Origin of the sequence: Daejeonella sp., from assembly GCF_030684675.1 — a bacterium.
In the GTDB taxonomy this organism is placed as follows: domain Bacteria; phylum Bacteroidota; class Bacteroidia; order Sphingobacteriales; family Sphingobacteriaceae; genus Daejeonella.
Genome location: NZ_JAUXXZ010000053.1, coordinates 1 through 24791 on the forward strand (window position 1 = coordinate 1; position 24791 = coordinate 24791).

At 38.7% G+C, this 24791-nt stretch carries 21 protein-coding genes; 6 read left to right on the forward strand and 15 right to left on the reverse strand.

All coding sequences use genetic code 11. The features are described from left to right. From Q8M41_RS11875 to Q8M41_RS11890, 4 genes are all read right to left on the reverse strand, one after another. The coding region (locus tag Q8M41_RS11875) for a hypothetical protein (protein WP_305365498.1) at positions 1–2010 on the reverse strand (2010 nt) is incomplete at its 3' end. Positions 2011–2080: 70 nt separating this feature from the next. Continuing rightward, positions 2081–2845 (reverse strand): hypothetical protein, encoded by a 765-nt coding sequence (locus Q8M41_RS11880; RefSeq protein ID WP_305365499.1) that lies wholly within the window; start codon positions 2843–2845, stop codon positions 2081–2083. Between the two features lie 3 nt (positions 2846–2848). Next, positions 2849–3790: a type IX secretion system membrane protein PorP/SprF gene (locus tag Q8M41_RS11885; RefSeq protein ID WP_370870491.1), complete on the reverse strand. Its 942-nt coding sequence runs from the start codon at positions 3788–3790 to the stop codon at positions 2849–2851. Continuing rightward, entirely contained in the window at positions 3790–5106 is a 1317-nt protein-coding gene (locus tag Q8M41_RS11890; protein WP_305365501.1) for a gliding motility-associated C-terminal domain-containing protein, read from the reverse strand. Before Q8M41_RS11890 ends, Q8M41_RS11885 begins: the two co-directional genes overlap by 1 nt. An 831-nt stretch (positions 5107–5937) precedes the next feature. Here Q8M41_RS11890 and Q8M41_RS11895 point away from each other — a divergent pair. From Q8M41_RS11895 to Q8M41_RS11905, 3 genes are all read left to right on the forward strand, one after another. After that, a complete protein-coding gene (locus tag Q8M41_RS11895) occupies positions 5938–6225 on the forward strand; it encodes a hypothetical protein (protein ID WP_305365502.1) in 288 nt (95 codons plus the stop codon). Positions 6226–6291: 66 nt separating this feature from the next. Continuing rightward, on the forward strand, positions 6292–7119 hold the full coding sequence (locus tag Q8M41_RS11900; RefSeq protein WP_305365503.1) for a GLPGLI family protein: 828 nt from the start codon (positions 6292–6294) through the stop codon (positions 7117–7119). A 41-nt stretch (positions 7120–7160) separates the two neighbouring features. Further along, entirely contained in the window at positions 7161–9890 is a 2730-nt protein-coding gene (locus Q8M41_RS11905; protein WP_305365504.1) for a TonB-dependent receptor, read from the forward strand. 70 nt (positions 9891–9960) lie between these two features. Here the strand turns inward: Q8M41_RS11905 and rpsJ are convergent, their stop codons facing one another. The 9 genes from rpsJ to Q8M41_RS11950 all read right to left on the reverse strand — a co-directional run bounded on the left by rpsJ (position 9961) and on the right by Q8M41_RS11950 (position 18158). Then, a complete protein-coding gene (rpsJ, locus tag Q8M41_RS11910; protein ID WP_090706153.1) occupies positions 9961–10266 on the reverse strand; it encodes a 30S ribosomal protein S10 in 306 nt (101 codons plus the stop codon). Positions 10267–10402: 136 nt separating this feature from the next. Then, positions 10403–12508, reverse strand: coding sequence for an elongation factor G (fusA, locus tag Q8M41_RS11915; protein ID WP_305365505.1), 2106 nt, complete (start codon positions 12506–12508; stop codon positions 10403–10405). A 14-nt stretch (positions 12509–12522) separates the two neighbouring features. After that, the gene (rpsG, locus tag Q8M41_RS11920; protein WP_079703558.1) at positions 12523–12990 is read right to left on the reverse strand and encodes a 30S ribosomal protein S7; all 468 of its coding nucleotides are present in this window, start codon (positions 12988–12990) and stop codon (positions 12523–12525) included. A gap of 19 nt (positions 12991–13009) precedes the next feature. Beyond that, positions 13010–13423: a 30S ribosomal protein S12 gene (rpsL, locus tag Q8M41_RS11925; RefSeq protein ID WP_079703557.1), complete on the reverse strand. Its 414-nt coding sequence runs from the start codon at positions 13421–13423 to the stop codon at positions 13010–13012. Between the two features lie 407 nt (positions 13424–13830). After that, positions 13831–14028, reverse strand: coding sequence for a hypothetical protein (locus Q8M41_RS11930; protein ID WP_305365506.1), 198 nt, complete (start codon positions 14026–14028; stop codon positions 13831–13833). Between the two features lie 201 nt (positions 14029–14229). Continuing rightward, positions 14230–14853 (reverse strand): Uma2 family endonuclease, encoded by a 624-nt coding sequence (locus Q8M41_RS11935; protein ID WP_305365507.1) that lies wholly within the window; start codon positions 14851–14853, stop codon positions 14230–14232. 60 nt (positions 14854–14913) lie between these two features. Beyond that, on the reverse strand, positions 14914–16674 hold the full coding sequence (locus tag Q8M41_RS11940) for an SWIM zinc finger domain-containing protein (RefSeq protein ID WP_305365508.1): 1761 nt from the start codon (positions 16672–16674) through the stop codon (positions 14914–14916). A gap of 79 nt (positions 16675–16753) precedes the next feature. Next, a complete protein-coding gene (locus tag Q8M41_RS11945; protein ID WP_305365509.1) occupies positions 16754–17395 on the reverse strand; it encodes an ERCC4 domain-containing protein in 642 nt (213 codons plus the stop codon). A 133-nt stretch (positions 17396–17528) separates the two neighbouring features. Beyond that, complete coding sequence (locus tag Q8M41_RS11950; protein WP_305365510.1) at positions 17529–18158, reverse strand: Uma2 family endonuclease; 630 nt, start codon at positions 18156–18158, stop codon at positions 17529–17531. Between the two features lie 259 nt (positions 18159–18417). Here Q8M41_RS11950 and Q8M41_RS11955 point away from each other — a divergent pair, with 259 nt between their 5' ends. The 3 genes from Q8M41_RS11955 to Q8M41_RS11965 all read left to right on the forward strand — a co-directional run bounded on the left by Q8M41_RS11955 (position 18418) and on the right by Q8M41_RS11965 (position 22345). Then, positions 18418–19269, forward strand: coding sequence for a hypothetical protein (locus tag Q8M41_RS11955; RefSeq protein WP_305365511.1), 852 nt, complete (start codon positions 18418–18420; stop codon positions 19267–19269). 196 nt (positions 19270–19465) lie between these two features. After that, positions 19466–21913, forward strand: coding sequence for a helix-turn-helix domain-containing protein (locus Q8M41_RS11960; RefSeq protein WP_305365512.1), 2448 nt, complete (start codon positions 19466–19468; stop codon positions 21911–21913). Between the two features lie 150 nt (positions 21914–22063). Beyond that, positions 22064–22345 (forward strand): hypothetical protein, encoded by a 282-nt coding sequence (locus Q8M41_RS11965; RefSeq protein ID WP_305365513.1) that lies wholly within the window; start codon positions 22064–22066, stop codon positions 22343–22345. Positions 22346–22397: 52 nt separating this feature from the next. Here Q8M41_RS11965 and Q8M41_RS11970 read toward each other — a convergent pair whose 3' ends face one another. Both Q8M41_RS11970 and Q8M41_RS11975 read right to left on the reverse strand, forming a co-directional pair. Next, on the reverse strand, positions 22398–24383 hold the full coding sequence (locus tag Q8M41_RS11970; RefSeq protein ID WP_305365514.1) for a M1 family metallopeptidase: 1986 nt from the start codon (positions 24381–24383) through the stop codon (positions 22398–22400). Beyond that, a complete protein-coding gene (locus Q8M41_RS11975) occupies positions 24380–24748 on the reverse strand; it encodes a Spx/MgsR family RNA polymerase-binding regulatory protein (protein WP_305365515.1) in 369 nt (122 codons plus the stop codon). The genes Q8M41_RS11970 and Q8M41_RS11975 overlap by 4 nt, the downstream gene beginning before the upstream one ends. Positions 24749–24791: the final 43 nt, after the last annotated feature.

The window sequence follows — 24791 nt, forward strand, 5'->3', positions numbered from 1 at the left end:
TGTTCCGGATCCTGCTGTAGCATTCGCGTTCAGGATTGTTGTTCCAGAAGTACTACCTGCAATGATCAGTTTACCTACGTTGCCTGCTGCTCCGAAAGTTTTTGCTCCGGTTACTGACTGTGTGCCGGCTAAGGTCATATCTCCCGCACTTGCTGTGATCCAGCTCGGGGCAAGGGTCGTTCCATTGCTCTGAAGAACCTGACCTGCTGTACCGTTAGCCAGCATTGCAGTGGTTCCTGCTGTCGACTGGTACGGGATCTGTCCGCCTAATCCTGCTGCAAGGTTAGTTGCAGTGGTTGCTGAAGTTGCACTTGTTGCTGTTGTTGCTGTAGCTGCATTACCGCCAATGTTCAATCCTGCTGCTGTTCCTGTGATGTTTGTTCCTACCAGTGCACTTGGTGTACCAAGGGCCGGGGTAGTCAAAGTCGGTGAAGTCAGGGTTTTATTAGTTAAAGTCTCTGTGCCGTCTAAGGTAGCCAGGGTGCCTGTAGTTGGAAGAACGACTGTTCCGGATCCTGCCGTCGCATTCGCATTCAGGATTGTTGTTCCAGAAGTACTACCTGCAATGATCAGTTTACCTACGTTGCCTGCTGCTCCGAAAGTTTTCGCTCCGGTAATGCTTTGAACTCCGGCCAGGGTCATGTCACCTGTTCCGGCATTCACCCAGCTTGGGGCAAGGGTCGTTCCATTGCTCTGAAGGACCTGACCTGCTGTACCGTTAGCCAGCATTGCAGTGGTTCCTGCTGCCGACTGGTAAGGGATCGTTCCACCAGATCCCGCCGCAAGGTTAGTGGCTGTGGTGGCCGTGCCAGTCACACTTCCGGTAATCGGAGCGGTAACCGTTAGGCCACTCAAAGTTCCAACTGAAGTCAGGGATGAATTAACTATTGCCGGGTTCAGCGTTGTCCCTGTTAGTGTATTTGCATCCGCCGCAGCGCTGATCGTAATATCTGCTGAACCATCAAATGCTACTCCGTTAATATTTTTTGAAGCTGCAAGTTTGGTGGCTGTTCCGGCATTTCCGGCAACATTACCAGCAATGGGATTGGTTACCGTTAGATCTGTTAAGGTACCCACAGAAGTAATGTTTGGCTGAGCTGGAGCTGTAACAGTAGCTGCGCTACCTGTTACACTTCCCACAACAGGATTGGTAACTGTCAGATTAGCCAAAGTTCCAACCGATTTCAGGGACGAATTGACTACAGCAGAATTTAGTGTAGTTCCGGTTAATGTACCGGCGCTTGCCGCAGCGCTGATTGAAATATTTGATGAACCATCAAATGCTACTCCATTGATAGTCCTTGGAGTTGCCAATTTTGTAGCTGTGGCTGCATTTCCTGTAATACTTCCCACAATTGGAGCAGTCACCGCTAATCTGGTCAGGGTACCAACAGAAGTAATATTCGGCTGTGTTTCATTGGTTACAGATTGAGCAGTTGCAGAAGTAACAACTGTCGGAAGCCAGGTAGTACCATTCCAACCCAAAACCTGGCCGGTAAGTGGTACTGTAGCTGATACTGCATTACCCTGAAGCCGGTTTGCATTCCAAATTGCAGAATTTACATTTGCTGAAAGAGCACCGGTATTGTCTTTGATAATTGAAATATTGTCAACTGTAATATTCGAAGTCTTATTGTTCAAATCGGTGACAGTTGCAAAGGATACCCATGCCCCGTTCTCCCTGACATAGAATTTATTATCAGCAGAATTATAAACCAACATACCATTGACCGGAGAGGCAATAGCAGTAAGCGCAGTGATACGAGGCATCAGGATAGCTTTATTTGTCCCATCAATCTGAAAGGCAACATTCTGGTTAGTAATGGTAGCCGAACCGATAGCAATTCCCTCTGCGTTCAGTATTTGCTTACTGTTCATATCGAGATCCTTTGCTGCCATATGGTCTCCCAAATTGTCACCAAGCTTAATCTGCCTCGATTGCCCCTGCACTGTACTTATTGCTCCTAGCAAAACGCCTGTCAAACAGGCCAAACGGATAAATCGTTTCATTGAGTATTTCATATAATCCGATAAAAAATCTATATCATTATGATCTGCAGATTTCCTGCTTCACACTGACTTATTTCATTAATAAAACTTTATACTGTGTTCCGATAATTGTTACGGGATCGGACTGATAATTAGCGAAACGTATGCTTACTTCATTTGTAGCACTGACCCATGCATTGTATACTGAAAAATCGGGAGTATCTCCAATCAAGGCGACAAAGACGATATCTCCCAGAACGGCTCCTGAAACATTAACCTTTACTACGTTTGTACTATTGGGTTCAATAATTACATTTTCTCCTGAAGTAGTATTAAATTCCTTTGCCTTTTCAACAATCGCAGTCGATACCTGTAAGATCGACTTAGGTTCCCATGCAACTCCGTTCCAGGTAAGAACCTGGCCTGAAACCGTTCCCGGAGATGCTGTAATCTGAGTTGCAGGATTTATTTTACCACCAATATTCCCAAGATTCAACTTGGTTTCATCTACATTGACATTGATATTTGTACCGCTATTTGACACCCCGCTCAGGAAATTCCAAACTCCATTCTTACGAACATAGAGTCCTTGTATAGGTGCTTTTGTAAGATAAATAAGCATACCATCCAATGGATTCAAGGCATTTATTGCAATAGTATCGCTCAATCGAGGCAATAATAAACCCTTGGTATCACTCTCCAATTCAAGGATGGAAGCGCGCTGAATCTGATCAGGATTTGTACCTATTTTTACCTGAGCCTGGCTAAGATTTACGCAAAAAAGGCATAAAATGACAAAAAGAGCAGTGCTTAGGCTCTTACTCTGAATAAATTTCGGGGGTAATTTACTTTTCATGATTTAAAAATATCTTGGTGAAAGGGCCGTTCTATTAAATGAGAATTCATATCTCAAGATCACTTCGTGAGAACCCTTTGAGATTATATTGTACTCTGATATACTATGATCATATGCATATCCCAAATGCAGTTCAGGGACTAATTTGAGATCAATTATTCCTACCATTGCGGTTTTATTTCGATATGAGAATCCAAGACCAAGCATATCGGATATCCAGAAATTTGTGTTGATATCATAGGAAATCGGACTTCCGGCTACGCCCCGAACTAAAACAGATGGCTTAATGTGAAGATCATCACTGAGTGCAAAAACATAGCCTGTATTGAAATAAATATGCATTTGCTGCTTGAGTTCGCTGAACGCACCGGTATTGTTTTCCTTATTGAAGTTATTTCGGATTAAATTAGGTGATGAAAGTCCAACATAGAAAGTTTCAGTATTAAAAAAGACTCCGGTGCCAAAATTCAGTTTGAGAGAATTGATATTCTGACTGAAAGAAGGATCATTCGGATCAATGACATCAACCTTGGTGTAATCTGTTTTGAAATTATAAACTCCTCCCTGTAAACCAAGTGAAATAGTAGAATAGGGTCCGGTTGGAATCTTGAATGAATAAACACCCTGTGCTCCAAGGGTCTTTGTAATTTCATCCCTATCGTCAAGTAATTTTATACCCACTCCGACCCGTTTACCAGATATGGGCATATCTGCAGCAAAAAATGCACTTTGAGGGGCAGTTTTAAATCCTGTATATTGTTTACGGAACATTGTGGTTATGCTCAAAGCATCCCTGAAGCCTGCATAGGCAGGATTAATTTCCAAGGTGTTAAACATATATTCAGAAAAAAGAGGCAATTGTTGGGCAATCAGATTTTGCGATCCGGTAAGAGATATAATCAAGCAAAATAATACCCTAATTGTTCCTTTAAACATAAGTTTCATTACCTGTTAATGATGATATAGCCCGTTACAGGTTTTGAGTCATTAAAGTACAAAATATAATAATATGTTCCATCAGGAAGATTATTGTTAACCAATCCCTTCTGATTTCCTATTCCTTCAAAAGTGTTTTTGTAATTAGTATCCCTGAAAACAAGACTTTGCCATCTGTTGTAAATATCAATTCTGACTTTATCAGTAGCTTTGAGATTCTCAATTACAAATTTGTCATTCAAACCATCATTGTTAGGCGAAATACCAACAGGAACCCTATAATTTGCAAGCACATTTTCCTTTACAACAGATTTTGAAAAATATTCGTTTAAACCTATTCCACCACTAATTGTTCGTGTATTGATGAATGCGCCGGGAATTGGGCTACCTGAAGAAATTATCCCTGGTGTAAGCCCGGTACCATTTGTAGAATCCCACTTCTCAATATTTGACTGATACCTGCTGAGGAAACTTTTTGTTTTGTCGGCAGTAAACTGTGAACCTTCTTCGGATGAATGATGCTGAGCACTCAATACAATATTGGCATTAGGGTCAAGATTTGTAAGTGATAAATTCCATGTTTTAGTTACGAAATTTACATTGTCAGGGTTTCCAAATGTAGCCTTGTCGTAAACGTTATCGAAAACCCTTAGCTTTAAATCCTGGGCAATACCGGTATAAGTAATGGAAGCCGGTGCGTAACTACCAACAGTTGATCCAAGTGGAAAGATGATTTGAGTGTTCTGTGAACCACTAGTTTTCCTGATTAAAGAACCACCACTGGTAGCCGTGCCTGTAACGAAATATTTATTATTATCAAAGCCGGCAATGTTGGCTCCAATTTGCATTATTGCATTTCTGTTATTCAGAATCACCTTGCCACTCAGAAAATTAAAACTTCTTCTGACCAGAAGGTCGTTGCCCTGAAGAATTAAATTTTGTGGATTTGCAAGGGTAATATTAGGGAATCCTGTATTATTCTGCGCGTTGGTTAAAGTGTTGATATTTTGGGGGGAAGTTGTTCCTGAAAATCTAATGGTTCCACCTAATCCGGTTTGACCACCTGTACTCTCATCTACTATCCGACTTCCGCTCATATTATTCCAGCGCTGACCAAGAAAATTAATTGTAGACAGGTTGTAAGATCCAAGAGAACCCGAGTTATTTAAATCAGAAAAAACCGAAACATTCGCCTCAGGATGAACATAAAAAGATTCACCTGAGTGAACAGTCATCTGCACAATTTCCTGTGCCCTCAAAACAGAAGGAAACAGAATAGAAAAGGCAAATAAAATATATAGTTTATGTGTTCTGTTTAAATGCACTATGCTCTAAATAATTACTTCAAAAAGGTCTATAACTAAACCCATTGGATGTATAAAGCCATAATCATACCATCGGCAAATTTTTTGGCTCTAAAGACCATTAGAAGATTATTTATTACTAATATCGTGCTTTAAATCGGCAAAAACGACATTTATTTAATTTTAACGATAATTATTTTATAGATTGTAAAAATAAAAAAGAAGCAATGTAGATTAAATTACCCATTTTGTAGATTATTTTCTACGAAAGCGAGAATTTAATATCTCCGGAGGCAATTTTATTTTCCCAGAATAAATCCAGAAAATTGAAATTGGAAAATACTTTTAGACTGATAGTCCGGGGGAAATGCAGGACTAAATAAACAGAAAATCAGGACAATTTTAAGCCCCGAATTCAATCCTGAAGGAAGGATTTTATGAATTTAAAATCCGAAAAAAAATAGAAGCTTAACAAAAAAAGCCATCCAAAAGGATAGCTTTTTTTAATGAATTTATGAATTTAAACCTTGATTTCTACTTCAACCCCACTTGGCAATTCAAGCTTCTCCAGTTAATCTTAAATTTTGGATTAGTCCGAAAATGAATCAGTTAAGTGGGCTACAATTATTTAAGATTAACCAGTTTGAAATCCAGTAACTGGTATTAATATTCTTTTATAAAAAATAGCTTTAATTATTTTTTATGTATAAATTTAATAGTATGTTGAAAATTACTCGCCAGGATAATTAAATCAACTTAGCGGAATCCGAAAAGCTAAAGAGTAGGAGACACACTTTACCTAAATTATTTAACCATGAAAAAAAACTAGCACTAAGCCTTTTCATGTTATTAATGACTGTTTTCACATTTGCAGAAGAAAAAAGTAAAACCATTGAAAAAATCGAACCCTCAAAAGTTGAGGCGCAGGTAAGTTCAATGGAAACTGAAAAGATGAACACTTCGTTGGACATAAAAAAGATTTCAACAAGCACCTCACGAATAGAGATAAAAGTAATAGAAAATTGTTATGGGGGGATGACGAGTTGTGGTATTGGCTATATGTGGTGTCAGGAACAGCCACTGACAGGAGCAGATCAATTAACTATTTGGGATGCTTTTAACAATGCATATTGTGGTTAAATAAAAACAGTTTTAATGGGTAATCTACAACAGAAAATAGGTTGCCCATTTTTATCTCCTTCTCCTATGAAAAAAACCATCTTCTATACCGTATTATTATTATTTTCCTACTTATTTTCCTATGCACAAACATCTGAAAGTGTAATAGCAAAGGCAAACTACAAGCTAACTCACCATTATGATACCGCAGATTTCAACCGTATCAATACCGAAAACTTTATTGTGTATTTAGGAAATAGCTCAGCGCATTATAAAAGCTACGACAGGCAATTACAGGACTCTGCGATGTTATCAAGTTTTCAGAAAGAAGGAGCAATGGCCCCTCCCGCTGGAAGAAGATACGATGACGAAGAAATTTACAACTATTATAATGAGAAAAGAATGTTCACATCTACTACAACGCTAGGTAAGTTTATTGTAGAAAGATCATTTCCTCAAATTGACTGGAAGATACTTCCAGAAAAAAAGCAGCTCAATGGTTATAACTGTCAAAAAGCTGCCGGCTCATTTCATGGAAGAAATTATGTGGCATGGTTTACTGCAGAGTTGCCTTTTAACGCCGGCCCCTGGAAATTAAATGGCTTACCGGGGTTTATTATCCATGCCACTGACGAAACGGCACGGATTCTATTTGAATTGAGCGGGTTTCATACCGTTCAAAATTCAGTTGAAAAAACAATTTGGGACAGGAAAGAACGATTGCCAATTACCTGGGATGATTATAAAAAACTGGCAAAATTTGCCCAGGAAGATCCTATAGGATTTATTGAACAGAGATTTGGTGGTAAAGTAACTGTTTCTCCGGGCGCTGTTCCTAAACATATCAGTCCTCTTTTACCCAGATCATACATTAATTTCCCCTTAGAAGCCATTAACTATTATTCCGAATATTAATCAACACATTAAGCTCAGATCTTCCAGTTAAACTTAATGAGATGTTCCCTAAGTTTATTTGCTCAATTACAAAAAAAAGGGGAAAGCTCTTATTTAGCTTATTCTGGCTATCTGTCATCTGCAATATTTCTTTTACTTCAAATGCGCAGCAAAAGATAATTTTAACAGGCACGGTCCAAACTCCTGACAAGGTCGTTTTGCCGCATGTTACTGTATTGCTTATTCATCAAGCGGATTCTCTCATCAGCAGCTATACAAAAACAAATGAAAAAGGGCAGTTTTTAATTCAACTTCCCAATGGCATTAAGCTAATTAGCGAATACGTACTTAAAGTAAACTTGCTGGGATACAAACTTCAGGAAATTAACTTGAGCCCGGGTATAAAAGAATATAATTTTGTTCTTCTGGAAAGCCCACGAGTTTTAAAAGAAGTGCTTGTCACAGCTAAGTTTCCGGTAGTAAAAATGAGCGGGGATACCACCACTTACCGGGCAGATGATTTTGCTACTGCACAAGACCGGACAATTGGAGATGTTTTAAAGAAAATACCGGGTATAACTGTTGAGAACAACGGACAAATAAAATTTAACGGACAGAGTGTGACAAGACTTTATTTAGATGGTGATGACCTGCTGGAAAGCAAATACAACATCGCAACCAGAAGTATACCGAATGACATGGTAAACCAAATCCAGGTTTTGGAAAACCATCAAAACATTAAGGCTTTGGAGGGAAAAGTTTTTAGCGATGCGGTGGATATTAACTTAACATTTAAAGATAATGCGAGACTAAAGGTTTTGGGTCAGGCCGATGCCGGCGGGGGTTTACCAGGTTTATATGAAGGGGAATTGAATGCAATTTCCCTAAAGAATATCTATAAAGCCATCCACACCGGCAAACTAAATAATACTGCAAAAACATTATCAGATGACGTGCTTTCATTAAATGCTCTGCAGGAAGCCATAAAACGTGGTAATAATCCACAGGCACCACAGCTCTCGGCAGGAACAGGTCAGTCCCCGCCTTTAGACAGGAACAGGTATTTTTTCAATCATTCGGGCCTGGCCAATAGCGCTAATCTCTGGAAATTAAAATCTGATGCACAATTAAAATCGAAAGTATATTATCAATATGATGATGAGAAGCAAAAGTATCAAAACCAAACCAGTATCCTGCTTCCTGATGAGGTAATCAGGTTTTCCGAACAACAGGATAATAGTATCCTTCATCAAAATTTTTATGCAGACCTTATCCTCCATAAAAATAAAAGCCAATTCTATCTCAATAACAAATCCACCTACGAATATAAAGATCGCAAGGATGAGGCTAACCTGAAGGCGAATGAACAGAGCAGACTGCAACAATACCGTGGCCGGGAATATGCTTTTTCTAATGAAACAGATCTGATCAGAACACCTAAAGGGAAAACCCTTACACAATATTATTCCTATATAAATTTCACGACCTATCCCGAAGTCCTTGTTATAGACAGCCTCCGGCTGCCGGGAATATTTCAAACAAGCAATACGCTGAATGACATTAATCAGCTTACCAGGATACCCACCTTCTTCACTAATAATCATGTTACCCTACAAAAGAACAGCGGTCGTTTCAGTCAATCCTATAAATTCGGGATCTCTGCCAATATCCAGGAATTCAGATCCACTTTGCAGGCAGAATCACCCGACGATAAGCTAATTTTCCCTGATTCGTCAACGAACCAACTCAGATGGAATGAGTATAAGCTTTACGCTGAACCCAATTATGAGTATATGGCGGGGAATTTCAGAATTACATTCAAGCTACCCTTCGAATACCAGTGGATTCACGCTGAGGATCAATTTTATGATTATAGTAAAGATGACCAAAGATTATTGCCTAATGCGGCCTTAACTGTCAGGTATAACCGCCAAAAAGGTTTTTCAGGAAATATATTTATCACCCGGACAAGGTCAGCGGGAAATTTTCTTCAGGCTTACCAGGGGTTGATACTTAGTAATTATCGTTCAATCAGTCAGAATGACGATCCGTTTAGTACTTCAACGCATTTTAACATGGGAACCTCATTAAATTACAAGAATCCTGTAAAGCTCCTGTTCATCAATGCGTCGGGGTTTTATCGGCAAACCTCTTTAAATACAATAGCTTACGCGAGTATTGATTCTGAACTTTCTTATACTGAAAGACGTTTGATGAATAATACGGCGGGGTCCTATAACCTTCAAACAGGCATCAGTAAATATCTCTTTAACCTGCATTCTACAATTGGCTTATCCTATTCTTTACAATATGGCAAAAGCAATCAATTGATTAACGGGCAACTCTACCCATTTATTAACCAGGCTCAACTGCTAAGCGGGAAATGGAATGGTTCAGTCAGTAAAAAAATCCGCTACTCTTATCATTTTGCCTATCAAACGTATGATAGCTATTCGCAGGATGCTGGGACAATTATTAAACCTTATGCCATTAAAAATACCAGGCATGAAGTAGATTTCGAATTTGATCTTTCATCAAACATGTTCCTGAGGGCTAATGCAAGTTCGGTTAATAATAAAAACAACAGCGGTTTAAACAGGAGTTATTTTTTTACTGACCTTTTAGCCATCTACAAATTAAAAAAGCTGAAAGCGGATATTTCATTTGAAGGAAGGAACCTGGCGAATGTCAAAAATTACGAAGTGGCTTCATCTTCACTAAACCGGCAATCGTTTTACAACTATCCTTTAAGGTCAAGAATGTTCATTATGAAAGCACAATTCAGATTTTAAAGAAGGTCCGGCTAAAGCAAAAAATCCGGCTTGCATTTTGCAATCCGGATTTTTTCAGAAAGCTTTACCGTTAAACCTTGATTTCTACTTCAACCCCACTTGGTAATTCAAGCTTCATCAGGGCATCAACAGTCTTGGAATTAGAACTGTAAATATCAAGTAAACGCTTGTAAGCACATAACTGAAATTGCTCTCTACCTTTCTTATTTACGTGCGGTGAACGCAAAACTGTAAATATTCTTTTCTCTGTAGGCAAGGGAATTGGTCCGCTTACCACCGCACCCGTAGGTTTAACGGTTTTAACGATCTTCTCAGCAGATTTGTCCACGAGATTGTAATCGTATGATTTTAATTTAATTCTGATTCTTTGGCTCATTATTGTTTGTTTATGGTTAACGTTAGAGCTATTAGTAACGGTAACCGGTTAAAATATTTGACACAAGAACCAGGAACCAAGATTCAAGACGATAAATCCTTGGTTTTGATTCTTGGCTCTTGATACTTGATTCTTATTAAGCGTTTGCTTTTTTCCCCTTCACCTTGGCAACAACCTCTTCCTGAACGTTCCTTGGAGCTTCAGCATAGTGATCGAATTCCATTGTAGAAGTAGCACGTCCTGAAGTGATGGTACGTAACTGGGTTACATAACCAAACATTTCTGAAAGTGGCACAGTCGCTTTAATTACCTGAGCACCAGCACGTGTATCCATACCCAAAAGTTGACCACGACGACGGTTCATATCTCCGATCACATCACCCATATTCTCTTCAGGAGTCAGGATTTCGATCTTCATAATAGGCTCCATCAATACTGGCTTACATTTTGGCAATGCTTCACGGAAAGCAGATTTAGCACAAATCTCGAAAGACAGTGCATCTGAATCGACTGCGTGGAATGATCCATCAATCAGACGAACCTTCATATCCTGCAAAGGATATCCGGCAAGCACACCATTTACCATGGCTGCAGCAAAACCTTTCTCAACAGAAGGAATAAATTCACGCGGAATAGAACCACCTGAGATCTCATTCACAAACTGCAAACCGGTCTTACCTTCATCATTTGGAGATATAATAATCTGAATATCAGCAAATTTACCACGACCACCGGTTTGTTTCTTATATGTTTCACGGTGTTGGGTAGTACCTGTAATGGCTTCCTTATAAGAAACCTGAGGCGCTCCCTGGTTTACTTCAACTTTAAACTCACGTTTCAGACGATCCATTATAATATCAAGGTGAAGCTCGCCCATACCTGAAATAATGGTCTGGCCGGTTTCTTCGTCTGTTTGTACGCGGAAAGTAGGATCTTCTTCAGATAATTTACCTAAAGCCATACCTAACTTATCTACGTCAGCCTGAGTTTTAGGCTCAATTGCCAAACCGATTACCGGCTCAGGGAAATTCATCGATTCTAAAACAATAGGATGCTTCTCATCACAAAGTGTATCACCTGTTTTGATATCCTTAAATCCAACTACTGCAGCAATATCTCCGGCTCCAACATTAGGAATAGGATTTTGCTTGTTAGCGTGCATCTGGAAAATACGTGAAATACGCTCCTTATTATCAGAACGCATATTATGTACATAAGAACCTGCTTCAAGATTACCTGAATATACACGAATGAAACACAAACGACCTACGAAAGGATCGGTTGCAATCTTAAATGCCAAGGCCGCGAATGGTTCTTTCTCACTTGGCTTACGCACAATTTCTTCGCCTGTTTCAGGATTTGTTCCAACAATACCTTCAACATCCATTGGTGATGGCAATAATTCCATCACATAATCAAGCATGGTTTGAACACCCTTGTTTTTGAAAGATGAACCACATACCATTGGAACGATTTTTGCATCAAGAACCGCCTTACGTAATGCATCTAAAACCTCACGTTCGGTGATTGTTTCCGGAGCATCAAAGAACTTTTCCATTAAAGTCTCGTCATATTCTGCAACAGACTCCAGTAATTTTTCTCTCCACTCAGTAGCTTCAGCAACCATATCATCAGGAATTGGCACTTCAGTAAAGGTCATACCTTTATCATGCTCATTCCAAACAATACCACGGAAGTTGATCAGATCAACTACTCCTTTAAAGCTATCTTCGGCACCAATTGGTAATTGCAAAGGAACTGCATTGCTTCCAAGCATATCCTTAACCTGCTTAACAACTTTTAAGAAATCAGCACCTGAACGGTCCATCTTATTCACGAAACCTATACGGGCTACGTTATAATTATTTGCTAAACGCCAGTTAGTTTCTGATTGTGGCTCAACACCATCAACAGCCGAAAAAAGGAATACCAACCCATCCAATACACGTAATGAACGATTCACCTCTACGGTAAAATCCACGTGTCCCGGAGTATCAATGATGTTGATATGGTAAGTTTGATCTCTGTATTTCCAGTTAACTGTTGTAGCTGCTGAAGTAATGGTAATACCACGCTCCTGCTCCTGCGCCATCCAGTCCATCGTTGCGGCACCATCATGCACCTCACCAATCTTATGGCTCACACCAGAGTAGTAAAGAATCCGCTCAGTTGTTGTGGTTTTACCCGCATCAATATGGGCTGCAATTCCAATATTTCTTGTGTATCTTAAATCTCTTGACATTATTTTATTTCCTGTTAGAATCTGAAATGAGAGAATGCTTTATTAGCTTCTGCCATTTTGTGAGTATCTTCTTTCTTCTTAACTGCAGCTCCTTCACCCTTAGAGGCTGAAATGATTTCTCCGGCTAATTTCTCGGTCATGGTTTTTTCACCACGCTTACGTGAATAGTTGATCAGCCATTTCATTCCCAAAGCGATTTTACGCTCAGGACGAACCTCAGTAGGTACCTGGAAGTTTGCACCACCAACACGACGGGATTTAACCTCTACCGCTGGCATTACATTGTTCAAAGCTTTTTTCCAGGATTCTAATCCGTTTTCGCTTGTTTTTTTCTCTACTAATTCAACTGCATCGTAGAAAATAGAGTATGCGATAGATTTTTTACCGTCATACATCATATTATTTACAAACCTGGTTACCATTACGTCGTTAAACTTTGGATCAGGCAGTAAGATTCTCTTTTTTGGTTTTGACTTTCTCATGTTGCTTTCCTCCGTTTAATTATTTCTTTTTCCCTTTTGCAGGTGCGGCAGCTGCCTGACCTGGCTTTGGTTTCTTAGTTCCGTATTTAGAACGACGTTGGTTACGACCAGCTACACCGGATGTATCCAAAGCACCACGGATAATGTGGTAACGAACTCCTGGTAAATCTTTCACACGACCTCCACGGATTAATACAATAGAGTGCTCCTGTAAATTGTGACCTTCACCCGGAATGTAAGCATTCACTTCTTTTCCATTGGTTAAGCGCACACGGGCAACTTTACGCATTGCTGAGTTTGGTTTTTTAGGGGTAGTGGTATACACACGTGTGCACACTCCTCTTCGCTGTGGACAGCTGTCCAACGCTGGCGACTTACTCTTGTCGACCAGAGCTACTCTACCTTTTCTAACTAATTGTTGGATAGTAGGCATTTTTTCCTTTTAGTGTTTATATAATTTAATCCCTGCACCTCAGCTTATTACAGCTTTCATTTAGGGACTGCAAAAGTAGGAAGTTTATTTTGATTTTCAATGGGTTGGGCGAGAATTTATTTGGGGTTGAAGATGAGGACTGAGGTATGATGTCTGAAGACAGAAGTCTGAGGTTGATGACAGATAACTGATATCTGATATCTGGAAAGCAAGGCCTGTTACTTGAATTATTGTAAGCCCGGCTTTCCCCGTCCGAATGGCTTCAGCCGGGAGGGAGCTATAGTTTTGGATTTGACTATTTAGCTTCCATAATTTATAGGAGCTTTGGAGCTTTTTGCTCTTTCCTGAACGATTTTTGGAAGCCTAGCAAATGCTTTTCGGAATCTTGCAGTAATTACAGATTCCAACTACCAATCAGTTCTTTTTGTCTTCCCATTCCTATAATCTTCAATAGCCTCCTTCGCAAGAAACTCCAATTTTCCAGCACTATTTTTTAAAGTAGCTTTCCACATTATCTCGTCTGTAAGCATTTTTGCAATTTGCCTTTGATCTTCAACTTCAAGTTGCTCTATTTTGATGATCAAATCTTTGAGTTCCGCAATCATAATTTTTTTCTTATTTAAAATTAACCATTTTATTTAATAGATGAATTCGCTAAACTTTAGAATAACAACACGCATTAATCAAGCTCTAAAAACTGGCTACTCAATTGAACCTTAAAAAATGAAAAATCCATGAAGTACGTAAACAAAATTAATCAGCAGAGGTATTGGTAAATTATTAAGATAATCTCCTAAATAAATTGATCAATCCTCAAAAACCGCATCCAGATCCAGTTCAAATCCTGGAAGCTCATCCGAATATACTTTTTCGCTTATAGTAAATAGTTTAGAAGCTTGGTATTTACCCTTCACATTCAGGGTATGCTTTAGCAAAGTTTTGTCTCCTGGACTAACCACCCAATATTCTTCAACCCCAAACTCTTCATAAATGTTGTATTTATTGAGAAGCTCCGTTCTATTATTTCCCGGCGAGAGAATTTCAATAACAATATCGGGCGCTCCGACACAACCACGACCATCTATTTTAGCAGGATCACAAATGACACAAATATCGGGCTGTAAAACTGTATATATATCTTTATCCGCTTTACTTTCTTTAGGGAACAGGACATCGAAAGGCGCATAATAAATCTTACAGGGTTTGTCTTTTAAAAAGCTATAAAGCGCGGAAGATATACTTGCCGATATTTCCTGATGCATGGGAGATGGCGCCGGGCCCATTTTAAACACTTTGCCTTTAATAAGCTCGACCCGGTCATCAAACAGCCAGGTCAGATAGTTAGCATAACTATAAGTTAAAGACAAGTCAATCTCCTCTAAAGAGAAAACCTTTTTATCCTCCGCTAAATCATGATATTGGCCCGCCATCGTTACAATTATTCATGCTTCAAATTTAATCAAACCTTTGCTATTTCCTAAAAAACTTAGTTAACGGTATTTCTTCTGCCCGCCGCCGGCTATTCTGTTCAGCTCATCCACCATCGCTGGCCGGCGGGGGTATTTTGATTTTAATTTTTGAGCCACGGCAACAATATCAGCCTTAAACTGGGGCATATCTTTTATTACTCTTTTCATCTTATTTACCACGTCTTTATACTGATTTCTTGCATTAGCATGATCCCCAGCCAGTTCAAATGCCGGAAGATATAATGCCAGCAATTCATCAGGATACCGTTTTGAAAGATGTGAATGATATTGCAGAATAACATCCAAATCTGTTTCCTTTTTTACCAAATCTAAAAGCCTGTCCCAATAACCTTCTTCAATATATACAGGTGCAATAGCACTCAATACAGGAGGATTTGCAGTAAACCATAATTTACCCCTGCCTCTTTCATTGTTGCCCAGTATTTTTTTTAGAGTCTCATCAATATAAGCCTCAATAGTGACGATCCATTCTTCTTGATTAAAGGTTGCTTTCCACTGATCATAATATTCCTTACTGAACCATCTGTCAAAAGCAAAATACTTCGTATAATGACGGATAAGCTCAACATCATTTTCTAAGAATGCGATCCGAAGCAGTTCTTTTTCCCATTGTAAGGTTGTGCCGGGATGTCCTTTTTTATCAGAAATTTCAATCCCTTCTTTAATAAGCACTTTTGCCTTTACATAATCTTTCTCTTGTATAAATTTATTTATTTCGCCCTGTCTTACTTCAACAATTTCCAAATTTTGCTGTACCAAATTCTCAACTTCTGTATTATTGCCGGACAATTTTAAGAGCTCAATTTTCCTGCTAATGAAGAATTCTTTCCGGTAATCATCGTACTTCCCGGTTAGATTTGAGACTTGTTTATCGATAAAACTAAAAAATTCATTCGATCTGCTAAGATCAATAGCAAGGGTTTCAAAGATGTCAAATAGTTCATACCCGAAATCACCGTATTCATAGTATGATTTGTCACCTAACTCTTTAAGCAAATAATTATAAACTTCTTCCCGAAGATTAATGGGGGCGTCCGTTGCAATCCTTTTGATAAGAGATACTGTTTCTGAGATCGTATCCCCTATATTGCCAGCGGAATCATCGCAATAGGTTAAAACATATCTCATTTCATTTAAAATTGCTATTGAAATAGCAAATGCATCCCGAAAATGCATCTTATGAATCATGTCTTCTACATTAACAAGGAAATTATCTAGGTCTTTTACCAACGCAAAACTATCACGATACCCCACAAAACCATTATCAGAATGCTTGCGGATAACTCTTTTAAGGGCATCTGAATACTTTTTGCCCAGATCAATCGTATCATCCTTATCTGAAAAAGCCAATTCCAGTGCTATTTTAAAATCTTTGCTTTGTAAAGCATAGGTCTTAACAAACTCTTTATATTCCTTAATGCTTATTTTATTAAGCAAATCTTCAAAGCTTAATTTCTTTGCGGCCTTAGCAGCTGGGATATTAGTTGTGATGGGCCTCTCCTCACGGATAGCGCAAAGAACAGCAATAACATGTTTGCAAATATCCCCATCATAAGGGCAGGTACATGAACTATCTATTATCGCATCGCTCTCATTCAGTTGCACTTTTACATCATAAAATTCAGAGCCTTCTACTTCAGCATTCCAGAAGCCATCGTTGATCTCTTCTATTTCCATCACAGCCCCATCTTTGTAATACTGCTTCCCCCTGTTTAAAACAGAACCGCTTATTTGTTTATCGAAATTATTTAAAGTCAGCATATTCTTAAATTGATCTGGCTAATATAAAATATGGACTGATATGAACTCGAACTCCATGAACCTAATTATGATACAACATTTATTCAATAATTCGGTTTATTTGTCTGGCTGTATTTCTTCCTATTCCCGATATTTGTTCCAATTCATGAACAGATGAATTAAAAATAGCTTTTAACGTTCCGAATTTATCCAAAAGCAAGCTTGCACGGGCAGGGCCTATACCCGGAAGTCCCTGCAATACATGGATCTGCCTTTTATATTTATCTTTTAGTCTGCGGGCATAAGGAAAGGGCCTGGGATATAGTTGTTTATACCCATATGATTGGACTTGTCTGGCGGCATACAGGATAAGCCTTGCGGTTTCTTCAGGATTTCTGGAACGGAGTAATGGTATTTTGAATACTAATGAAAGGGTAACCAAGGCACCCTGGATTGCTTCCCATGTCAGGCCAAGTGATTGTACCATACTGGAAGTACCTTCCAATATAATCATACTTTGCATGGGCACAGACGCCAATTTTCCTGCCTGCTGAAACAAACGACCATCCTTAATGGAAGCAGATAAGTCAGTTATAGTCTTTCTTTCTACTAAAAGATAGTCGTTGACCTGATAGCCTCCTGCCTGCAGGCGACAGAACTGAATGGTTGTATCTTTTTTATTCTTAAATACCCTCAGCAAAATTTCGTTACATTCTCTGTTGTCTATTTTGATAGTGAACATACATTTGGTATCCCCTGTATCGGGATAATATTTTTTAGCTTAGTTTTTTTCCTAATATTCAGCAATCAAACTCTGTGCAGGTATATTCACCTTCTGTTCTGATTATTTTTGACATAGTTGATTTCTTTAACAATTAATCTTCAAAAATTTCATCCAACCTTAGCTCAATATCCGGAAGAATGGCTGAATATACTTTTTCACTTAAAGTAAATAATTTAGAAGGGAAATATTTGCCATATTCATTCAGAGTATATTTTAAAAACGTTTTATCCGTAAGACTTATAACCCAATATTCCTTGACACCAAATTCTTCATAAATATTATATTTATGAAGCAGCTCTTTTTTATTATTACCCGGCGATAGGATCTCAACCACAATATCAGGTGCACCAATACATCCTTTATCATCCAGCTTAGTTTCATCACAGATAACACAAATATCAGGTTGCAGAACGGTGTAAACGTCTTTATCAGCTTTGCTGGTTGCAGGAAAACGGACATCAAACGGTGCTGAATATACCTTACATGACTTATTCTTCAAGTAATAGAACAGTATAGATGCGATGTGTATGGAAACCTTCTGATGGAACCTGTTAGGTGCTGGGCTCATTTCAAAGATCTTACCCTTGATAAGCTCAACCCGCTCGTCAAATAACCAGGTTAGATAATTAGCATAGCTATAAGTTAAAGATGCATCAATATCATTCAGCGACAGGATTTTCTGTTCCTCATTTATCGGTTCTTTTGATTCAGCTTTTGTCATTGAGAATCCTGCTTAATAGTATTATCCAGCCCATGAAATGGATGTAAAGGCCTGGGAACGCAAAGTATCTGCTACTACAACAAATTTAATTAAAATCTTAAGCAGTTCCTAAAAAATTTAGTAAACGGTAATCCTAAGTCATGATTAATATTTACCGTTTACTCAATCTCTGCTACCAGTGAGAGCCGGCAGTATAATAAATCATATAATTTCATTCCGGCTTTATAATTATTGATTCTTAAAACTTAAACCATGAACCATGAAAAAGATATCAGATACTAATCTGCCCCTGAGTTATGATCCGGATGAAAATAAGCGGATGGAAAATGAACTATTACAATTGAAACTAAAGGCTGAACTGGGTGTGGAGGCTCATATTTCAGCAAATACACCGGCATCTATTGAAAATATATTCCTTAAGAACATGCTTGCCTTTGAGAAAGGATTGGCTGAAGCAGAAGAGATCAATATTTTCGAGCTAATTGGCAGACCAGATTTTATTCCCGAAACTAACCTTGATGATTTTTCTGTTGAAACGGCCTTAAATAAAACAATGGATCTGTTAAACGAGAAACAGATCGCTCTAGACTTTTTGGGAACTTATGATAACAGGACTAAATATAAATTTATTACTGAAGAACTATTTGAAGAGAAAGTAATGAATGTGCAATTACCCGGGATGATTATGCATTTTATATATGAAGAATTCCACCCCAATCATGCACTTGATATTGAGCATAAAGCAGCAAAATTCATTAACTCCTGGTTCAGTCAGGAGAAAGAACAACTTTCCTTTAGTCTTGCCGATGCCCTGATATTACCTGATAGAAGAGTTTGGAAAAAGGATAAGGTTATGGACAGATTCACCAAAGTCTTTGATTCTTACCCCCTGTTTAAAAATGTCAAATATGCCATTGAAGATATTAATTTTGAGATTAAGGAAGATATTGGATTGAGTTATGCAGAAGGGCTGATGAAGTATACTGCATTGGCCGAAAATCATGATGCAATTGAATTTGAAGGTCCGTTCAAATTGTATTTTACACTCGAGTATGAATGGTGGTCAATTTATTATTTTGTGATTCCAGGATTTGAGTTTGCCAATGATTAGGCAACTAAAAAATTCAATTTCGAAAATTTAATACGAAGGCTTTAATAGATGCTACCCTCCTGGTTTTTCTAATCCTATGGAACCTGTTTTGCTGATGTATAAAAATGGCTAAATCAGATAGTATAGGCCATTAATTCTGTTATAGGATTAAAATTTTTACCTTGCCATGAAACCCACAGATGTTTTAATTCCTTCAATGCAACAGAATTCTCAACTGGACCTCGCTTTTAATTTTGTACAGTATACCGACAAAAATATTTTTCTTACCGGAAAGGCGGGAACAGGTAAAACTACATTCCTTCACCAGCTAAAGAATACCTCATTAAAACGTATGGCGGTTGTAGCACCAACAGGTGTTGCAGCAATCAATGCAGGTGGAGTTACTATTAATTCCTTTTTTCAGCTACCCTTTGGTCCATACATTCCGGGGAACACAGCTAAAACTGAACATAAACGCTTCAGTAAGGAAAAAATTAACCTGATCAAAAGCCTCGACCTGTTGGTTATCGATGAGATCAGCATGGTGCGTGCCGATACACTCGACCATATTGATGAGGTTTTAAGACGTTTTAAGAATCATAAAAAGCCATTTGGAGGTGTGCAGCTCTTAATGATTGGAGATCTTCACCAGCTTTCACCGGTTGTTAAAGATGAAGACTGGGCAATCCTGAAAAGCTATTATCCAAACCTGTTCTTTTTCAGTAGTAAAGCCCTGTTGGCTACCCAGCCGGTGAGCATCGAATTGAAACATATTTACAGACAGGTAGATTCCAATTTTATTGATCTTTTAAACAGGGTAAGACAAAATCAGATCGATGAAAATGTTTTAAAAAAATTAAACCAGCGCTATATCCCTGATTTCAATCCTAGTGATGAGGAAGGATATATTACGCTGACAACCCATAATAAATCTGCACAGGAGATTAATGAAGGTAAATTGAAGGAACTGAGCAACCCTATTTACAGATTTAATGCTGTTATTCAGGATGACTTTCCGGAATACTCCTACCCCACTGTGGCCGAACTCGAGTTAAAAAAAGGTGCTCAGGTAATGTTCGTGAAAAACGATCCCTCACGGGAACGCCTTTTCTTTAATGGTAAAATAGGTATAGTTACCTCGATAACTGATGACCATATTCTGGTAAAATGTCCGGGTGATCTGTCGGAAATTGTAGTTAATCCGCTCGAATGGACCAATATCAAATATGAACTGGATACTCAAACCAAGGAGCTAAGAGAAAAGATTATCGGGACCTTCACTCAATTCCCACTTAAGCTTGCCTGGGCAATTACGATACATAAAAGTCAGGGTTTAACCTTTGAAAAAGCGGTAATCGATGCGAATCTGGCATTTGCCCACGGACAAGTATACGTAGCCCTTAGCCGTTGCAAAAGCTTTGAAGGCATGGTGCTCCGCTCTCCAATCTCTTTCAATAGTGTTAAAACCGATGGGACGATCTCTGAATATACCCGCAATGCTAAAGATAATGAACCCGGTGAGCAGCAGTTGATTGCTTCCAGAATCGCATTTCAGCAATCCCTGATTTTTGAGCTATTTGATTTTAATACTCTGAAAACTCATTATTTTCATCTAAAGAAGCTAAGTGAAGATCATCACACTATTCTGGATCCCGGTGTCATAGATAGTCTTAATCAGATACGAACTCTTGCAGAAAAAGATATCTATGAGGTTGCTGATAATTTCAAAAAACAGCTGACTAACTATTTTTCAGAGAATATACTTCCTGAAGATAATACCGAGCTTCAAAACAGGACAAAAAAGGCTTGTACCTATTTCAATGAAAAAATCAATTCGGTGTTTTATGAAGCCTTGAAGAAACTAAATACAGATACTGATAACAAAGCGGTCGGAACCAGCATAAAAGGCATTTTAGATGATTTTTTCAAGGAAATTGCAATAAAAACTGCGCTCATGAAAGCATCTGCAGATGGCTTCAGCACAACAAGCTATCTGCAGACCAAATCTAATGCTGAAATAGACTATAAGCCAATTAAAAGTTCTTCCCAAAACACTCCATATTCATCAGAAAACATGCTGTATCCTGAACTATATCAGGCAATTAAAAACTGGAGAGATGAACTGGCAAGAGAATGGGGAGTACCCTTATACCTCGTATTAGCTCAAAAATCTATTATGGAAATTCTCCGCTTCCTTCCCTCCAATCCTGCAGAATTAGAAAATATCAAAGGTTTAGGAAAAACAAGGGTTAAGCAATACGGAACTGATTTACTGGAAATTATCAATTCCTATTGTAAAGAACATAGTATCGAGCGTGAAATACAGGAATTGCCAATAAAAGAGAAGAAAATAAAGACGGATACTAAGCAGGTAAGTTTTGATTTGTTCAAACAAGGGAAAACGATCAGTGAAATTGCCAAAGAGCGGGCTTTCACTACTGGCACAATAGAAGGTCATCTTTCCCATTACATTCTAAGTGGTGATATCTCGGTATTCGAAATCGTCCCTAAAATTAAAGTAGCGAAAATCATGGCTTATTTAATTCAAAACCCAGAATCAAGCACTGTGGATACGAAAATTGCACTCGGCGATGAAGTTTCCTATGGTGAATTAAAAGCTGTACTAAATCACCTCGCCTTTACCAAATCTAAACAATTGACTTAGACTTTATCTGATTTCCCGAGATATATTGATTTTCAAACAATATATCTCATTTCCTATGCAACGATATGATGTGACTTAGCGTCATATATTAAAAGGGTTCGGGGATCTTACCTGAGACCGGGCGAATAAAATTCAATAAAGAATCAAATCATGAAAAAGCTCCTGTTCTCCATCATTTTTATTATGCTTTTCAGTGTTGTAGTACCTGAAGCAAGGGCCGAAAAAGTAAGTACAAGAAATGCCAAAGAATTGATCCAATTATTGCTCAATAAAGGAAACAATTCCAAAAACGCAAAATTTACGAGGAAAAAATTAAAGAAAATTGTGCGCAAAGCAGGACGTGTATACCGGACAGTAAAAAAGGATCCTGACAGCCGCAAGAAGTCAAGGAAAGTTCAGCGTACAGCCAGAAGGCTGATCAATATATTTTAACGGCTATCCTGCCCTCCAAGCAAGCTTGGAGGGCAGGATAGCCGTTAACAATTTAATTTGTTGCAGGCCAGGTATTATTTGTCGGGTTAGAATCAGGGAAAACCTTATCCGGATCAGAGACAATTGAGACGATCTCTTCTGTTGAAGGATAATTAAACGTAAAGCGTGTATTTCGTTCCCAAACTTCAACAGGAAGCTTTAAACGGTTCACTTTCCCACTTTTTGTTTTGATATCCAGAATGACCGGCATTGCCATTTTATCCAGATTTTCAATAGTTATCAAAGCTCCCTGCTTAAAATCATTATTTACATATTTCAGATCTGCGACTCCCTGATCCAGCTTCCAGTTATTCAGGATCCAGGCTCTCCAGAACCAGTTTAGATTTTCACCCGACACATTTTCCATAGTGCGAAAGAAATCATCCGGAGTTGGGTGCTTGTATGCCCAGCGATCAATATAAGTTTTAAATGCCCTGTCGAATCGCTCTTCACCCAATATTTGTTCACGTAAAATGCTAAGTGCAATTGCCGGTTTGTAGTAGGCAAGCAAACCAATACTGTTTTCCTTCATATTATCCGGGCTGCTCATAACCGGTTCAAAACCAGGATTAGTCAATACTTTTCCAAGGGCATGCATATCTGTTTTACCCTGCCGGTACTCTCCTTTATTAAAATCGGCTGATGCAAGAGTATTAATGAAGGTATTAAAACCCTCATCCATCCAGGCATACAGGCGCTCATTGGATCCAACGATCATTGGGAACCAGGTATGACCAAATTCATGGTCTGTAACTCCCCAAAGCTCTCCTGATTTAGATTTTGCACTGCAGAATACAATTCCGGGATACTCCATACCACCCGCAATTGAGGCAACATTTGTTGCAGCCGGATAAGGAAACTCCAACCATTTCTTAGAATTGAACTCATTGGATGCCTTTGTATATTCCGTAGAACGTGCCCAGGCATCATTCCCATCACTTTCAACGGGATAAGCCGAAATTGCCATGGACTTTTTACCGCTTGGAAGATTCATGCGGGCTGCATCAATGATAAAGGCAGCAGACGAAGCCCAGGCCGCATCACGTGCATTCTTTAATTTAAAATTCCAGGTAAGCTCCTGCTTTCCTTTCGGACGGGAATCCGGATTTGTTACTTCATCAGCAGATCTGATGATAACCGTTTTATCACTTTGAGCGGCAGCTTTCCATCTTTGTTGCTGTTCAGGGGTGTAAACATCCTGGGGATTTACGAGCTCACCTGATCCAACTACAATATGACTTGCCGGAGCAGTAATGCTGATATCATAATCTCCATATTCGAGATAAAACTCACTTGGACCGATATATGGAATGGTATTCCAGCCAGAAACATCATCATACACACACATACGCGGGTACCACTGAGCAACAGAGAAAATCTTTCCGTTCATGGTGTTCAAAATTCCCATACGATCTGAGCCATAATCAGGAGAGGTAAAAGAATATTCGATCTTTAGCCGAAGCTGCCCTCCCCCTGAGGAAAGCTCATTCGGCAGATAAACCTGCATTCTTGTATCTTCAATAAAATGCTCGGCATTCTTCTCAATTGTTTTTCCCTTTTCAAGTGAAAGAATCTTCACTGATTTAATTTTATAACCCCCATCAAATTTCTGACCGCGGGCACCACTCCGGCTACCACCAGGAGGAATAATCGCATGACCGCGTGAATCCTCCTTAAAAAGGTTTTGATCCAGCTGCATCCAAACAAAAGGAAGTTTATCGGGGCTGTTGTTCGTATAAGTTAAAACTACAGTTCCTGAGATCTCATTACTTTGTTCATTTAATCTGACCGCTAATTTATAATCTGCCCTATTTTGCCAGTACTTCGGTCCGGGCTGCCCACCTGCAGACCTGTACTCATTACCATTCTTTGTATAGAACATCGGCCCGAAAGTATCGTGATAATTATAGTTACCACCTACTACACTTTGTTGTGTATATGCCTGATTTACAAAACATAATAATGCAATTACAAAGTTTAAAAACTTTAATCTGTTCATTTAATATTTCTTTTTAATTTTATTAACAACTTGCCTAATTGTTCCTCATTGAATCCTAGCAGAACCGAATCAGAACCTGTTTCAATAACCGGACGTTTGATCACACTAACCTTTTCCTGCATTAGTTTGAATGCTGAGTCCTTTGATGTAATGCTATTTTGAATTTCGGGTGAAAGCATTTTCCAGGTGGTTCCACGCTTATTAAGAAGTGCTTCCCATCCCAACTGCTTAGACCATTCCTCAAGCTTAGGCCTATCAACCCCAAGTTTTTTAAAATCATGAAACTCAAAATCAATTTTATGGAGTTTGAACCAGTCGAGGGTCTTTTTTACAGTATTGCAATTAGGTATTCCGTAAATCTTCATCAAAAATAAATTTAAACTGCTTCGTAATTTGATAAATTCAGTG

Bases quoted from the DNA above. Each gene is read 5' to 3' on its own strand.
- Q8M41_RS11950 (WP_305365510.1), bottom strand. From the start codon at position 18,158: ATGACAAAAGCTGAATCAAAAGAACCGATAAATGAGGAACAGAAAATC.
- fusA (WP_305365505.1), bottom strand. From the start codon at position 12,508: ATGTCAAGAGATTTAAGATACACAAGAAATATTGGAATTGCAGCCCAT.
- Q8M41_RS11970 (WP_305365514.1), bottom strand. From the start codon at position 24,383: ATGAACAGATTAAAGTTTTTAAACTTTGTAATTGCATTATTATGTTTT.
- Q8M41_RS11975 (WP_305365515.1), bottom strand. From the start codon at position 24,748: ATGAAGATTTACGGAATACCTAATTGCAATACTGTAAAAAAGACCCTC.
- Q8M41_RS11940 (WP_305365508.1), bottom strand. From the start codon at position 16,674: ATGCTGACTTTAAATAATTTCGATAAACAAATAAGCGGTTCTGTTTTA.
- Q8M41_RS11960 (WP_305365512.1), top strand. From the start codon at position 19,466: ATGCAACAGAATTCTCAACTGGACCTCGCTTTTAATTTTGTACAGTAT.
- Q8M41_RS11880 (WP_305365499.1), bottom strand. From the start codon at position 2,845: ATGAAAAGTAAATTACCCCCGAAATTTATTCAGAGTAAGAGCCTAAGC.
- rpsJ (WP_090706153.1), bottom strand. From the start codon at position 10,266: ATGAGCCAAAGAATCAGAATTAAATTAAAATCATACGATTACAATCTC.
- Q8M41_RS11895 (WP_305365502.1), top strand. From the start codon at position 5,938: ATGACTGTTTTCACATTTGCAGAAGAAAAAAGTAAAACCATTGAAAAA.
- Q8M41_RS11935 (WP_305365507.1), bottom strand. From the start codon at position 14,853: ATGGCGGGCCAATATCATGATTTAGCGGAGGATAAAAAGGTTTTCTCT.
- Q8M41_RS11905 (WP_305365504.1), top strand. From the start codon at position 7,161: ATGTTCCCTAAGTTTATTTGCTCAATTACAAAAAAAAGGGGAAAGCTC.
- Q8M41_RS11955 (WP_305365511.1), top strand. From the start codon at position 18,418: ATGAAAAAGATATCAGATACTAATCTGCCCCTGAGTTATGATCCGGAT.
- Q8M41_RS11945 (WP_305365509.1), bottom strand. From the start codon at position 17,395: ATGTTCACTATCAAAATAGACAACAGAGAATGTAACGAAATTTTGCTG.
- Q8M41_RS11965 (WP_305365513.1), top strand. From the start codon at position 22,064: ATGAAAAAGCTCCTGTTCTCCATCATTTTTATTATGCTTTTCAGTGTT.
- Q8M41_RS11885 (WP_370870491.1), bottom strand. From the start codon at position 3,790: ATGAAACTTATGTTTAAAGGAACAATTAGGGTATTATTTTGCTTGATT.
- rpsL (WP_079703557.1), bottom strand. From the start codon at position 13,423: ATGCCTACTATCCAACAATTAGTTAGAAAAGGTAGAGTAGCTCTGGTC.
- rpsG (WP_079703558.1), bottom strand. From the start codon at position 12,990: ATGAGAAAGTCAAAACCAAAAAAGAGAATCTTACTGCCTGATCCAAAG.
- Q8M41_RS11900 (WP_305365503.1), top strand. From the start codon at position 6,292: ATGAAAAAAACCATCTTCTATACCGTATTATTATTATTTTCCTACTTA.
- Q8M41_RS11930 (WP_305365506.1), bottom strand. From the start codon at position 14,028: ATGATTGCGGAACTCAAAGATTTGATCATCAAAATAGAGCAACTTGAA.